Genomic DNA, 13,375 nt, shown 5'->3' with positions numbered 1-13,375 from the left:
CGGGGCAATGCCATGTATAATCTTCCAAATTTCGTCCACCTGCATTTCGGTAAGCCAGCCGAACAACTGGGCGACATCGAAAAGCGCGTTCTCGCCAAGGCGCATGAGCGCAAGATTATCTCCACCGACGTCAATGCCGCCTTTTCCGCCGAAGCCTCTTTCGGTGAGCGGCTGGCAGATAGTATCGCGCGCGTCGGCGGCTCCTGGTCTTTCATTCTGGCCTTCCTCGCCTTCCTCGCGGTGTGGACGATCGTCAACACGGTGATACTGTTAAGCAGGGCCTTCGATCCCTACCCCTTCGTCTTCCTGAACCTCATCCTTTCCATGCTCGCCGCCATACAGGCGCCGATCATCATGATGTCCCAGAACCGGCAGGCCGAACGGGACCGTTTCGAGGCCGCCAAGGATTACGAGGTGAACCTGAAGGCCGAGCTTGAGGTTCTGTCGCTGCACCAGAAGATCGACATGCGGGTGCTGACGGAACTGACTGCGTTGCGCGAGGATGTCTCCCGCCTGAACGCCATCCTGACAGAGCGAGGTCAAGCCTGATCCCGGAAGCACAGCAGCAGCTAATTCCGCAAAGGAATCTTTGCAAAGATTCATTTATAATGCTAGCCTGCCGGAATGAAAACACCTGTCCGTACGCCGGCGTCATCGACATCCCGCGATGTTAGCCAGGTCGTCCCCAGCGTCACTGCCCTGAAGGCAATCGCCCATCCGGTGCGTCTGCGCATGCTCGGCATGCTGCGCATCGACGGTCCCGCAACGGCAACGCAGCTTGCGACGCGGCTCGGCCTCAACAGCGGCGCGACGAGCTATCATCTGCGCCAGCTTGCCCAGTACGGCTTCGTCGAGGACGCACCGGGCCCGTCCCGCCGTGATCGTTGGTGGAGGGCCTGCCACGAGGTCACTTCTATGCGACCGGCGGAAACTGAGGGCGAGGCTTTCGATGTCGACGTTGCCTTCACACAGGCGATCCTTTCTCAGCACGTCAGTCAGATGCAGAAGGCGGTGGAGGAATATGCGGAACTGCCGCTTGCGTGGAGGAACGCCAGCACCGCGAGCGACATCATCATCCCGCTGACATCGGAAAAGGCCGAAGCCTTGACGAAGCGGCTGAATGACCTCCTCATGGAGGCGATGCGCGAAGCGCCGCCCCTCGGCGAACCATTGCCACCGGACACGGTGCCCTTCACATTCATGCTGCACGCCTTCCCCTATCCGGGCAGGCTGCCGCATGGCGAGGACGAGAGCGAGCCGTGAGCCGCCGCCCCTTCATCGCGCTCGCGATAGCCGAAACGCTCTCCATTTCGGGCACACGGCTCTCCGGTGTCGCCATCCCGTGGCTGGTCTTGAGTGCGACCGGCAGTCCCGTACTGACCGGCCTCGTCGCCATGACGGAGATGCTGCCCTATGTCGTCGCCAAGGCTCTCGGCGGCCCCTTGATCGATCGCTTCGGCCCCAGGCGTATAGCCATCATCTGCGACAGCGCCTCGGTGATCGCGGTCGGACTCGTGCCGCTGCTGCATCTTCTCGGCCTGCTCACCATGCCGATCCTGCTTCCGATCGTCTTTGCCATGGGCGTGCTGCGTGGTCCATCGGATGCCGCCAAGCAATCCATGGTCCCCGACATCGCGGAACTCGCCTCCGTGCCTCTGGAGCGCGTAACCGGCGTCGTCGGCGCCATCGAGCGCCTGGCATCGATCGCAGGAGCGGCCGGCGCCGGCGCGCTGATTGCCCTTGTCGGGCCGAGCCAGGCTCTGGCTGTCAACGCCCTCACCTTCGCTTCCGCCGCCCTGGTCGCCGCGATCGGCATTCCCACCTTGCCCCCTGCCCCGAAAGCCGAAGCGGCTGGCGTCTCCGCCTACGGTCGAGAGCTGGCGGAACGCTGGCACTTCATGCGCCGAGATGCGGTGCTCGTCGCAATCGTGTTGATGGTTGCGATGACCAACCTGCTCGATCAGGCCTACTTTGCCGTCCTGCTGCCTGTCTGGACCCAGGATTCAGGACATGGCCCCGCCTTGCTCGGCAGCTTGTTTGCCGTCTTCTCCGGCGCATCCATGATCGGCGCAGCGATTGCAGCGCTGATCGGCGATCGCATGCCGCGTCTTCTCGTCTACGCCGTCGCCTTCCTGCTCACGGGCTTTCCGCGCTTTTTGGTCTTTGCCCTGGATTCACCCCTCACCCTGATCTTCGCAATCCTCGCCATCGGCGGCTTTGCCTCGGGTTTTCTCAATCCCATCCTCTCGGCCGTGCTCTTCGAGCGCACACCGAAGCCTCTGATAGGCCGCGTCACATCGCTGAATGCCGCGCTCTGCTGGGCGCTCCTCCCCTTCGGCGGGGTCGTCGGCGGCGCATTGGTCGATGCCTGGGGCCCGTCCGCCGCATTGCTTCTCACGGGCCTCGCCTATCTCGCAGCCACGATGGCCCCATTCGCCCATGGCAGCTTCCGCGGCTTCGACAGGAAAAAACTTGCGGATGACCTATTGTGTTCATGAGGTTCGTACAATCTTATGGCGCATCGCCGTCATTATAATTTTGCATCAATTTACGACGTTAACTCCTATCGCCGCCGGGATGGGTCAGCTTGTTCTCGGCAAGGCGGAAAAGCCCGCAAGGGGCGAGCATATCACATGGAGGGGATCATGAATGAACGCAGCATTGCACTGACGGCGGATGCCACGCGGCGGGATGTCCTTCTGGCGGGAGGTGCCGCGGTCGCGGCTTTCACCGTACCCAGAGCCGCGCTTGCCGCAACCAGTTCAACATCAACGGAAAATCGGAGCCAGACCATGCCTTTTATCAAGACCGCGGACGGAACTGAAATTTTCTACAAGGATTGGGGTTCGAAGAATGCCCAGCCGATCGTCTTCCATCACGGCTGGCCGCTCAGTGCCGACGATTGGGACAACCAGATGATGTTCTTCCTTGAAAAAGGTTTCCGCGTCATCGCCCATGACCGCCGTGGCCACGGGCGCTCCACCCAGACGTTCGAAGGAAACGAGATGGACACCTATGCGGCCGACGTCGCCGCACTGACCGATCATCTCGACCTCAAGAATGCCGTCCATATCGGCCATTCCACAGGTGGCGGCGAAGTCGTCCACTATGTCGCCCGCGCCAAGGAAGGCCGTGTCGCCAAGGCCGTCATCATCGGTGCCGTACCGCCTGTCATGGTCAAGTCCGACAAAAACCCGGGCGGCCTGCCGCTCGAGGTCTTCGATGGCTTTCGTGCAGCGCTCATCGCCAACCGCGCTCAGTTTTTCCTCGATATCCCGACCGGTCCCTTCTACGGCTTCAACCGTCCGGGCGCCAAGGTCAGCCAGGGCGTGATCGAAAACTGGTGGCGTCAGGGCATGATGGGCGGCGCAAAGGCCCATTACGATTGCATCAAGGCCTTCTCGGAAACCGACTTTACCGATGATCTCACGAAGATCACCGTGCCGGTTCTCGTCATGCACGGCGACGACGACCAGATCGTTCCCTATGCCGACTCCGCGCCGCTGTCCGCCAAGCTGCTCAAGAACGGCACGCTGAAGACTTATCCCGGCTTCCCGCACGGCATGTGCACCACGCATCCCGAGGTCATCAACCCCGACCTGCTGGCCTTCATCCAGGGCTGAGTTTTCTCTCGAAGACTTGCGAAGGCGCGTCCTTGCGGCGCGCCTTTTGTTTGTGGGGGTAGAGCCTACCTGTTGGCCACGTCATTTTCGGCCTTGAGCATACCGCGCCGGAAGAACGCCGGCCGCATGCTGCTTGCCTTCGTCAAAGCTTAAGCGCGGCCCGCATGTTGCGGAAGGCCATCGGCGATCTCGTAGAAATTGCCCTTGTCGGCACAGAAGATATGGTAGCCGAAGCTGAGCCCGTTCGGTTCGTCGAAAGCGCCGGCCATGATGGAAATGACCGGGCGGCCAAGCCCCTGCCAGAACAGCGCCGAGCCGCACTGCGAGCAGAAACCGCGCCTGGCCTCATCGCTCGACTGATACCAGCGCAGCTTTTCCTCGCCGGCAATCGTAACGGCCGAAACCGGTACGTCGGCCGCAGCATAATAAAGCCCCGTCTGCCGCCGGCACTGTGAGCAATGGCAGCCGACCACGACATCGGGTTTCTCCCGCGCTACGAACCGCACCGCACCGCACAGGCACCCACCCGCATGATATTCGCTCATTTCCGTTCCCCCTGAACTATTCGGAGAGTGACGTCCGTACACCCGGCGGTCAAATCGAAAGCGCTGATCAAAGGCTTCAGGAAAGCTGATGCTTTGCGCACCATCCGCCAATGCCGGCATCGATGCTGTGCCCGTGTCGGCTTAGCTTATCGGTGTGCCCTGATGGAACGCGATCTTCCAGCCCTCATCCGTGCGGCGCCAGATGCTGCACGGATTGACTATTGGCCGCAACGCCGAAAGCCGATTTGACAAGCGCCAGACCCGCAAGTACGAAGTTGCCATGAACTCCGACAGCGCGCACATCTCCCGTTTGAACCGCACCTGCCTGCAGGTTGCCGTTCTGCGCGCTTTTGGCGGACGAGGTCTCCGCGTCCAGCGGTAACGTCCGGATGCCTGTGATGCGTCCGGCGAATTGCTGGACGTAAAGCCCCCACCATTATCTCAGGGCTGCCAGGGAGACAGGCACCGTGCTCAATCTTTTCAATGTCAATTCGCTCGTCCACTGGGAAGAGCGCGAAATCAACATGCGCGACCATATGGTCCGTTTCTTTTCCGAAGAAGTGCGAAGCTTCCTCCGATCGGTCAACCCGGCCTGGGATATCAGACGGGTCGAGGCGCCGGCGCTGACGCCGCGGCCCCTCATTTCGGACGCCTATACCAATGCCGATATCTGGGCGCAGGAGCAACTGACCGAGACCGAAGCACCGCTGGTGCTGAGGCCGGAAACGACGCCCTCGACCTATGTCTACATGCAGCACATTCTCGGCAATCATTCGAGAACGCGTCTACCCCTCTGCGTCTGGCAGGCTGGCCGGTCCTACCGGCGCGAACAGGAACAGCCGATCAAGCACATGCGCCTGAAGGAGTTCTGGCAGCTGGAATTCCAGTGCGCCTACACGGCCGACAGCGGCAACGACTATCATGCCGTCTCGCTCGAGCCCGTGCGCCGCATGATCGCCGCAATCATACCCTTCCCAACCCGTATCGTGCCCTCGGACCGACTGCCGGCTTATTCGCAGACGACTGAAGATGTCGAGGTGAATAACGGCGACAAGTGGATGGAAGTCTGCTCGATCTCGCGCCGCACGGATTTTCCCGAGCGCTACAGGACGCAGCCGAAGAAGGGGCCAGCTGTGGAACAGGATGTTCTCGTGCTGGAAATCGCCATCGGCCTTGATCGCTGCGTCTACAACTGGGATCTTGCGACGAGCCTGTAAGACATTGCGGGCCGCGTTTATTCAGGAATCCGGCCCGCACTTTAAATATAGATATGTCTATATGTATTGTCCGGTCTCAGGCAATTGACTTCGATTAGCCACGCATATCACCGGCAAGAGACTGTTCTTGAATCTCGTGGAAGATCGAACACCATTGTGGGTGGCCCAAATCGTCTAGCGCCTCGGCCTGAACGGGCGTGGCCCACTGCGCCGCCGTATGCTCATCTCCAAGCAATACAGGTTCTCCACCCTGCCATTCGCTCACGAGGAAGAGATGATAGATCGTGTCTTCCTCGGGCTGCTCGGCGAGCTTTCGAAATCGGGATGGGGTCAGGCCAACTTCCTCTTTTGCCTCGCGAACCATTGCCGCCGCGGGGCTCTCGCCGGCTTCAACATGGCCGCCGACCAGATCCCAGCAATCAGGAAAGCGCTCTTTGTGCCCTGCACGTCGGACCAGCAGAACCCGGCCTTCCCGCCAGAAAATGGCGCATGCAATTTCAGTCAAGACATTCCCTCTCGGTGCGTCCGCAATTTGCCCCGACAAGAAGCGAAAGTCACGGCCCTTGCCGAAGCACGTCATCGTCAGCCAATTTACGAATCTGCGCGCATGCCCACGCAAGAGAGGAAGGCATCCTTGGAAATTCCTGCACAGTTCCATGTGTCCGATACATCCGGCTGGCTGGTGAACCATCGCATCAATTCCGCCCTGCCCGGCTATCTCATGGTCAGCTCGCGAAGCTTCACCAACGATCTCGCAGACCTGTCGGCTGAAGCCTTGTGCGAGCTCGGCCCGTTATTGGCAAAAGCTCAGCATGCCCTCGGTAAGGTGCTCGGCGCAAAGCGCGTCTATATTGGCCGCTACGGCCACACGCCCGGCTTTCCCATCCACTTCCACATCATCCCGATCTACGGCTGGGTGGAAGACCTCTTCTGGCAGGATGAGCGCTACCGTCTGCTGCAGACTTTTGCCGACGGCCCGGGCGAAACGCCGACCGATGGGGCCGAGCTGACCTTCTTCATCTGGCGCGAATTCTGCGAGCGGGCCGAGCCGCCACCGATAAAGGGGCCATCCGTTACCGAGACGATCGAATTGCTGAGAAAGACATTGCGCGCATGACATTCGCAGACCAGGCATTCACAATATCAGTCGATCATATTCATTGCCGCTGCGCCGGAACCTTCCGGCTCTCCGAGCCGGTCGAGGCGCTGCGGCGGGCCGGCTGGGATCGCTTTCTCGAAAGACACCCAACGGCCTTCGACGGGCAGCTCCTGCGCTTGGCCGAGCATCGCACCGAGAATGGCGGATTGACCATCATGGCCCAAAGCACGAGCTTCTCCGCCTATGTCGTCACCCGCCATGCCGGCTTTGCCGCGGAGCACCCTGACGCCGAGCGCTCCGATCCGCTTGGGCTCACCATTATCCTTGTTACCGCGGACCAGCAGGTGATCGTCACCAAGCGGAGCCTGACTGCGGAGCAGAATCCAGGTGCCCTTTATCTGATCGGCGGTTATGCGGAACCGGGTGCCAGCGAAGAAGTCGATCTCTTCGACGAGGCGGCCCGCGAACTTGCCGAGGAGGTTGCCGTCACCGATATCGATCGCTCCACCGCCTTCGCGATCGGCCTCGCCTACGATCCCGTCCATTGCCACCCGGAGCTTTTCATCCTGGCATCGAGCCGCTCCACATCAGCCGCGATCCTCGATGGCGCCCATCATGCACCAGACCGCAACGAGGCGGCCGAACTCTTCGCGTCACCGCTGAGTGATATCTTGAACGACGATGGTTTCCTGCCCAACGCGCCCAAGACATGGAGCTTCCTCAAGGCCCGGTCTTTCCTGCAGCGGCATTTCCGTCAGCACCATGCCCTTTGACATCGGCGAGCGGGCCGCCTGCCGTGTGAGGCAGCCCACTCGCGATGGCATTACGGTTCCGGCCGCAACAGCACATGTTTCTTCCGGCCGACCGACAGGCGGATGACGCCCTCCTCCATGTCGGTATCGCTAAGCCGCATGGCTTCATCGGACACGTTGCTGCTGTTGACACGCACGCCGCCGCCGATGATCAGCCGCCGCGCCTCGCTTTTCGACCTTGCAAGCCCTGATGCGACAAGTGCATCCGGCAGCGGCAGGCCCTGGCGCAGCAGATCACCCTTGATGGTCACCGTCGGCAGTCCTGCAGCGGCCTCGCCCTCTTCAAACATGCGGCGAGAGGTCTCGGAGGCTTGCGTCGCCGCGTCAGCGCCATGGCAGAGCTGTGTCACCGCGTCGGCAAGCACCTTCTTCGCAACATTGATCTCGGAGCCGCGCAGAGCTTCAAGCCGCGCAATCTCGTCAAGCGGCAGCTCGGTGAAGAGCCGCATGAAGCGGCCGACATCGGCATCCTCGGTGTTGCGCCAGAACTGCCAGAATTCGTAGGGCGACAGCCGATCTGCATTCAGCCAGACCGCGCCCGATGCGCTCTTGCCCATTTTAGCACCCGACGCGGTCGTGAGCAGCGGCGCCGTCAAACCGAACAGCGTTCGCCCGCCGGCACGCCGCCCGAACTCGACGCCGCTGAGAATATTACCCCATTGGTCCGAACCGCCGAGCTGCAGCAGGCAGCCATGCGTCTCGGCAAGCACGTGAAAGTCATATCCCTGCATGACCATGTAGTTGAATTCGAGCAGCGAGAGCGACTGCTCTCGCTCCAGCCGCTGGCGCACGCTCTCGGACGTCAGCATCCGGTTGACGGAGAAATGCGGACCGACATCGCGCAGGAAATCCAGGTATTTCAGGCTACCAAGCCAGTCGGCATTGTTGACCATGAGCGCGTCTGTCGGCCCACCGCCGAAGGTCAGGAACCGCTCGAAGATGCGCCGGATGCCGGCGAGATTGGCGGCGATCTGTTCTTCGCTGAGCAATGGCCGCGACGTATCGCGAAAGCTCGGATCGCCGAGCCGCGTCGTGGCGCCGCCCATCAGCGCGATCGGCCTGTTTCCGGTCTTCTGAAACCAGCGCAGCATCATGATGGGGATGAGATGCCCGACATGCAGGCTGTCGGCCGTCAGGTCGAAGCCGTTATAGGCTGTGCCGGTCCCTGCGTTGAGTCTGATGTCGAGCGCTTCGATATCAGTGCATTGCTGGATGAAGCCGCGCTCGGAGAGAACACGGAGAAACTCCGATCGAAGCTTGGTGGAAGGCTGAAAATTGATGGTCATAAGGGTCTCCATGAGGGCCGATCAGGCCGGAGACCTTTTGCTGAAACACACGCCGCCGACCGTGCGGCGTTTTTGACGTCAAATAGATGACCGTCGCCGCTCTATGAGAGCAGCGTGTAATACAGGCCGGAAAGGGTCGGTATATGGGTCATGCAGCTTGCATACATGGCGGGCGCCTTGACCACAAGGGCTCCGTGTTCTTCCCAAGGGTTTGGGCAAGCTGGGTCGTATGATACGCATAGGGATGAGGAATTGGGTCCTCATAGGCAGAAGAAAGCCCGGCACGAGCCGGGCTTCTCTACTTACTACTCACTATTCGCCCCGCATCAGGCGTTGGCAGCAGCCATCCGCTTCTCGTCGCGGCCGCCCTTCATGCGCTCCGCCAGCAAAAACGCCAGCTCCAGCGCCTGATCGGCGTTGAGGCGCGGGTCGCAATGGGTGTGGTAGCGATCCTGCAGGTCTTCGGCAGTCACAGCGCGGGCGCCGCCGGTGCATTCGGTCACGTCCTTGCCGGTCATTTCGATATGGATGCCGCCCGGATGCGTGCCTTCGGCGCGGTGGATCTGGAAGAAGCTTTCGACTTCCGAGAGGATACGCTCGAAGGGGCGCGTCTTGTAGCTGTTGAGCGTGATCGTGTTGCCATGCATAGGGTCGCAGGACCAGACGACCTTCCTGCCCTCGCGCTCGACGGCACGGATGAGCTTCGGCAGGTTGTCGGCCACCTTGTCATGACCGAAGCGGCAGATCAGCGTCAGGCGGCCGGCTTCATTGGCGGGGTTCAGCGCATCGATCAGCTCGATCAGGTTGTCGGGCTGCAGCGACGGGCCGCATTTCAGGCCGATCGGGTTCTTGATGCCGCGGAAATATTCGACATGCGCATGGTCGAGCTGGCGCGTGCGGTCGCCGATCCAGATCATGTGGCCTGACGTCGCGTACCAGTCACCGGAGGTGGAATCGACGCGGGTCAGCGCCTCTTCGTATCCGAGCAGCAGCGCTTCGTGGCTGGTGAAGAAATCGGTCTCGCGCAGGCTCGGATTGTTGTCCGAAGTGATGCCGATCGCCTTCATGAAATCCATGGTTTCGCTGATGCGGTCGGCAAGCTTGCGGTAACGCTCGCCCTGCGGGCTGTCCTTGACGAAGCCGAGCATCCACTTGTGCACATTGTCGAGATTGGCATAGCCGCCCATCGCGAAGGCGCGCAAGAGGTTCAGCGTCGCGGCCGACTGACGGTAGGCGTCGAGCTGGCGCTCCGGGCTGGGGATACGCGCTTCCGGCGTGAATTCGATACCATTGACGATATCGCCGCGATAGCTTGGCAAGGAAACGCCGTTCTGCGTTTCCATCGGCGCTGAACGCGGCTTGGCAAACTGGCCGGCGATGCGGCCGACCTTCACGACCGGAAGCTGGGCGCCATAGGTCAACACGACAGCCATCTGCAGGAACGCGCGGAAGAAGTCCCTGATATTGTCGGCACCATGTTCCAGGAAGCTTTCGGCGCAATCGCCGCCCTGCAGCAGGAAGGCATTGCCTTCGGCTACATTGGCGAGCGCGCTCTTCAGGCGACGGGCTTCACCGGCAAAAACGAGCGGCGGATAGGTGGAAAGCACGGCTTCCGTCGCCGCCAGCGCAGCCGCGTCGGGATATTCCGGAACCTGTTGGATCGGTTTGCTCCGCCAGCTGCTCGGGGTCCAATTCTGTGCCATGTCGCTCATCTGCTTCTCCATCCGGTTGATCCCGGATGCCTGCCCGTTAAATAATCCGGCGGCTTATAAACCTTTCACCTCCCCTTGCCTAGTAGGGCACTCGGGGCGCCCTCGGAGAGTTTCCGTCGGCCGCTCGCAGCGCCATTCCGATCACTCCAACATCATGCCGAACCGGCGTTAAGGCGGTATATACCATGCTATTTTCCAGCTAATTTAGATTTCTTATGTACAGAATACCCTAATAAACTAGGGGCATGACATGGGTATCCTTTCGTCCGCTTTCCTGTCGGACCGGTCCGGCAATTTCGGTATCATGACGGCACTGCTGATGGCGCCGCTGGTCGGGGCGGCGGGCCTTGCGATCGATTTTTCCCATGCCTTGAGCCTGCGCAGTGAGCTTTACGCGGCGGCCGACGCCGCTGCGGTCGGCGCCGTCTCCCAGAAATCCAGCGCCGCCGCGGCCGCAACCAGCATGGTGCAGGACGGGACGGTCGGCGTCGGCCAGACCGAGGCGCGCGATATCTTCTTCGGGCAGATGTCCCCGGAACTTGCCGCGCTCAACGTCGACACCAGCATAGACGTCACCAAGACCGCCAACAAACTGCGTTCGCAGGTGACGTTCAAGGCGACGGTGCCGACCTCGTTCATGCGCATCTTCGGCAAGGACAGTGTCGATATCAGCGGCACGGCGACGGCGGAATACCAGACCGCCTCCTTCATGGACTTCTACATCCTGGTCGATAACACGCCTTCGATGGGCGTCGGCGCCACGCCCGCCGACGTCACCAAAATGGTCAATCTCACCGCGAGCAACAAATCGAACGCCTCATGCGCCTTCGCCTGCCATGAAAGCGGCGCCAACAAGGGTAAGGACTATTATGCGCTCGCCAAGAAGAACAGCGTCACCATGCGCATCGACGTGGTGCGCCAGGCAACGCAGGCGCTGACTAAGACCGCCAAGGCCGATACCGAGAATCAGTTCCGCATGGCGGTCTACACCTTCGGCGTCAAGGCAGAGGCGGCGGGACTGACCGAGGTCGTGTCGTTGACGAGCGATCTCGACAAGGTGGGCAACAAGGTTTCCGAAAAGACGCTGAACCCGCAGCCCGGCGACAGCGAATATGTCCTGGACCTGATGACCATTCCCCAGCAGGGCTATAATAACGACACCCAGACGAGCTTCGACAACGCCCTCACCCTGCTCAACAACAAAATCACCTACGTGGGTTCGGGAACGAGTTCCGCCGACGCGCAGAAGATCGTCTTCTTCGTCTCCGACGGCGTCGGCGACAGCTACAAGGCCACGACCTGCACCGAACCTGTTACGGGTCAACGCTGCCAGGAACCGATCGACATCACCTTCTGCCAAAAGCTCAAGGACCGGGGCATCAAGATCGCCGTGCTTTATACGACCTATCTACCGCTGCTGACCAACGACTGGTACAATAAGTGGATCAAACCCTTCCAGGCCACGATCCCGACCCGCATGTCAGCTTGCGCCTCCCCCGGCTACTATTTCGAGGTCAGCCCGACCGATGGCATCAGCGATGCGATGAACGCCCTTTTCCTCAAGGTCGTCCGGGCGCCGCGCCTGACCGGCTGACCTGACCAGCTGATGGCCGCGCAGGCCTCACACCCGCGCGCCGTCCTTGATACGGTAGCTCGGCGCATACATTGTCACCAGCTCTTCGGCCGCCGTCGGGTGCAAGGCCATGGTGCGGTCGAAATCGTCTTTCGTGCAGCCTGCTTTCAGCGTGATGCCGAGAAGCTGTGCCATCTCGCCGGCATCGTGGCCGAGGATATGGGCGCCGACGACCTTGCGGCTTGCGGCATCGACGATCAGCTTCATGATCATCTTCTCGGCCCGGCCGGACAATGTGGCCTTCAGCGGCCGGAACTGGGCACGATAGACTTCCAGCTCCTGGTAACGCTTGCCCGCCTCTTCCTCTGACAGACCCACCGTGCCGATCTCCGGCTGTGAGAAGACGGCGGTCGGAATCAGGTCGTAGTCCGGCTTGGTCGGATTGTTCTTGTACTCGGTCTCGATGAAGCACATGGCCTCGTGGATCGCGACCGGCGTCAGCTGTACCCGGTCGGTGACATCGCCGAGCGCATAAATGTTGTCGATATTGGTGCGCGAATAATCGTCGACGATGACGGCGCCGCGCTCGTTCACCGCAACACCCGCCTTTTCGAGGCCCAGCCCTTTCGTGTTCGGATCGCGGCCGAGCGCCAGCATGACGACACCGGCATTGAGCGTCTCGCCTTTCATCGTCTCGATGACGAGGCCATTTTCTCCCTTTGTCACCTTCTCCATCACATCCTGGCAGAGGATGCGGATGCCCTTGGCAACCATGGCTTCGTGCAGGCCGCGACGCAGGTCTTCGTCGAAGCGCGAAAGGATTTCGGCACCGCGATAGATCAGCGTCGTCTCGACGCCGAGCCCGTGGAAGATATTAGCGAATTCGACGGCGATGTAGCCACCGCCGGCGATCAGGATCGATTTCGGCAGCTCTTCCAGATGGAAGGCTTCGTTGGAGGAAATGCACAGTTCGTGGCCGGGCAGCGCGCCATGCGGGTTCGGCTTGCCGCCGGTCGCAATCACGATGGTCCTGGCAGTGACTGTTTTTCCCGTCTTCAGCAGCCTGATCGTATGCGCTTCGACGAGTTCGGCCCGGGTCTCCAGTATCTCGGCATTGGCCCCGGCAAGCCCCTTTTTATAGAGTCCTTCCAGCCGCGCGATCTCGCCGTCCTTGGCGGCCACAAGCTTTTTCCAGTCGAACGAGCTTTCGCCGACCGTCCAGCCGAAGCCGGCCGCATCCTCGAAGTGCTCGTGGAACTGCGAAGCATAGACGAAGAGCTTCTTCGGCACGCAGCCGCGGATCACGCAGGTGCCGCCGTAGCGATATTCCTCGGCGATCGCCACCTTCTTGCCGAGCGAGGCCGCAACGCGCGCACTGCGCACGCCCCCCGAACCGCCGCCGATGACGAAGAGGTCGTAGTCGAAGGATGGCATGATGATCTCCGGAGGGAATCGCTGGATGGGTGGTTCACATATAGGAGAGAGCAGCAGAAAAACAAAAGCCCGGA

Annotated in this window: 13 protein-coding genes; 8 read left to right on the top strand and 5 right to left on the bottom strand. The window is 61.1% G+C overall.

Annotated elements, in window-relative coordinates:
• The first annotated feature begins 12 nt into the window (after positions 1-12).
• The 4 genes from FHT92_RS25745 (at position 13) to FHT92_RS25730 (ending at position 3,623) form a co-directional block, all read left to right on the top strand.
• Positions 13-549: a DUF1003 domain-containing protein gene (locus FHT92_RS25745; protein ID WP_183830697.1), complete on the top strand. Its 537-nt coding sequence runs from the start codon at positions 13-15 to the stop codon at positions 547-549.
• Between the two features lie 75 nt (positions 550-624).
• Complete coding sequence (locus tag FHT92_RS25740; protein ID WP_183830695.1) at positions 625-1,263, top strand: ArsR/SmtB family transcription factor; 639 nt, start codon at positions 625-627, stop codon at positions 1,261-1,263.
• Positions 1,260-2,498 (top strand): MFS transporter, encoded by a 1,239-nt coding sequence (locus tag FHT92_RS25735; protein WP_183830693.1) that lies wholly within the window; start codon positions 1,260-1,262, stop codon positions 2,496-2,498. Before FHT92_RS25740 ends, FHT92_RS25735 begins: the two co-directional genes overlap by 4 nt.
• 294 nt (positions 2,499-2,792) lie before the next feature.
• Positions 2,793-3,623, top strand: coding sequence for an alpha/beta fold hydrolase (locus FHT92_RS25730; RefSeq protein ID WP_183747580.1), 831 nt, complete (start codon positions 2,793-2,795; stop codon positions 3,621-3,623).
• Positions 3,624-3,772: 149 nt separating this feature from the next.
• Here the strand turns inward: FHT92_RS25730 and FHT92_RS25725 are convergent, their stop codons facing one another.
• On the bottom strand, positions 3,773-4,168 hold the full coding sequence (locus FHT92_RS25725; RefSeq protein WP_183746698.1) for a GFA family protein: 396 nt from the start codon (positions 4,166-4,168) through the stop codon (positions 3,773-3,775).
• Positions 4,169-4,635: 467 nt separating this feature from the next.
• Here FHT92_RS25725 and FHT92_RS25720 point away from each other — a divergent pair, with 467 nt between their 5' ends.
• Complete coding sequence (locus tag FHT92_RS25720; RefSeq protein ID WP_183830691.1) at positions 4,636-5,385, top strand: aminoacyl--tRNA ligase-related protein; 750 nt, start codon at positions 4,636-4,638, stop codon at positions 5,383-5,385.
• 94 nt (positions 5,386-5,479) lie between these two features.
• Here the strand turns inward: FHT92_RS25720 and FHT92_RS25715 are convergent, their stop codons facing one another.
• The gene (locus tag FHT92_RS25715; protein ID WP_162729912.1) at positions 5,480-5,890 is read right to left on the bottom strand and encodes an NUDIX hydrolase; all 411 of its coding nucleotides are present in this window, start codon (positions 5,888-5,890) and stop codon (positions 5,480-5,482) included.
• 129 nt (positions 5,891-6,019) lie between these two features.
• On the opposite strand from FHT92_RS25715, the gene FHT92_RS25710 reads away from it, so the two are divergent.
• Together FHT92_RS25710 and FHT92_RS25705 are read left to right on the top strand one after the other, a co-directional pair.
• Positions 6,020-6,502 (top strand): HIT family protein, encoded by a 483-nt coding sequence (locus tag FHT92_RS25710; protein ID WP_183830689.1) that lies wholly within the window; start codon positions 6,020-6,022, stop codon positions 6,500-6,502.
• Positions 6,499-7,257: an NUDIX hydrolase gene (locus FHT92_RS25705; RefSeq protein ID WP_183830687.1), complete on the top strand. Its 759-nt coding sequence runs from the start codon at positions 6,499-6,501 to the stop codon at positions 7,255-7,257. The genes FHT92_RS25710 and FHT92_RS25705 overlap by 4 nt, the downstream gene beginning before the upstream one ends.
• Positions 7,258-7,307: 50 nt before the next feature.
• On the opposite strand, the gene tyrS is transcribed toward FHT92_RS25705, so the two are convergent.
• Together tyrS and FHT92_RS25695 are read right to left on the bottom strand one after the other, a co-directional pair.
• On the bottom strand, positions 7,308-8,582 hold the full coding sequence (gene tyrS / locus FHT92_RS25700; RefSeq protein WP_183830685.1) for a tyrosine--tRNA ligase: 1,275 nt from the start codon (positions 8,580-8,582) through the stop codon (positions 7,308-7,310).
• A gap of 326 nt (positions 8,583-8,908) precedes the next feature.
• Positions 8,909-10,285, bottom strand: coding sequence for a class II 3-deoxy-7-phosphoheptulonate synthase (locus FHT92_RS25695; RefSeq protein ID WP_183830968.1), 1,377 nt, complete (start codon positions 10,283-10,285; stop codon positions 8,909-8,911).
• A gap of 259 nt (positions 10,286-10,544) precedes the next feature.
• On the opposite strand from FHT92_RS25695, the gene FHT92_RS25690 reads away from it, so the two are divergent.
• Positions 10,545-11,888, top strand: coding sequence for a pilus assembly protein TadG-related protein (locus FHT92_RS25690; protein ID WP_183830683.1), 1,344 nt, complete (start codon positions 10,545-10,547; stop codon positions 11,886-11,888).
• A gap of 27 nt (positions 11,889-11,915) precedes the next feature.
• Here FHT92_RS25690 and gor read toward each other — a convergent pair whose 3' ends face one another.
• On the bottom strand, positions 11,916-13,301 hold the full coding sequence (gene gor / locus FHT92_RS25685) for a glutathione-disulfide reductase (protein ID WP_183830681.1): 1,386 nt from the start codon (positions 13,299-13,301) through the stop codon (positions 11,916-11,918).
• Positions 13,302-13,375: the final 74 nt, after the last annotated feature.

Origin of the sequence: Rhizobium sp. BK377, from assembly GCF_014193935.1 — a bacterium.
Classification (GTDB): domain Bacteria; phylum Pseudomonadota; class Alphaproteobacteria; order Rhizobiales; family Rhizobiaceae; genus Rhizobium.
The sequence above is the reverse complement of the archived record's forward strand: the minus strand, read 5'-3'. Positions and strand labels throughout refer to the sequence as shown.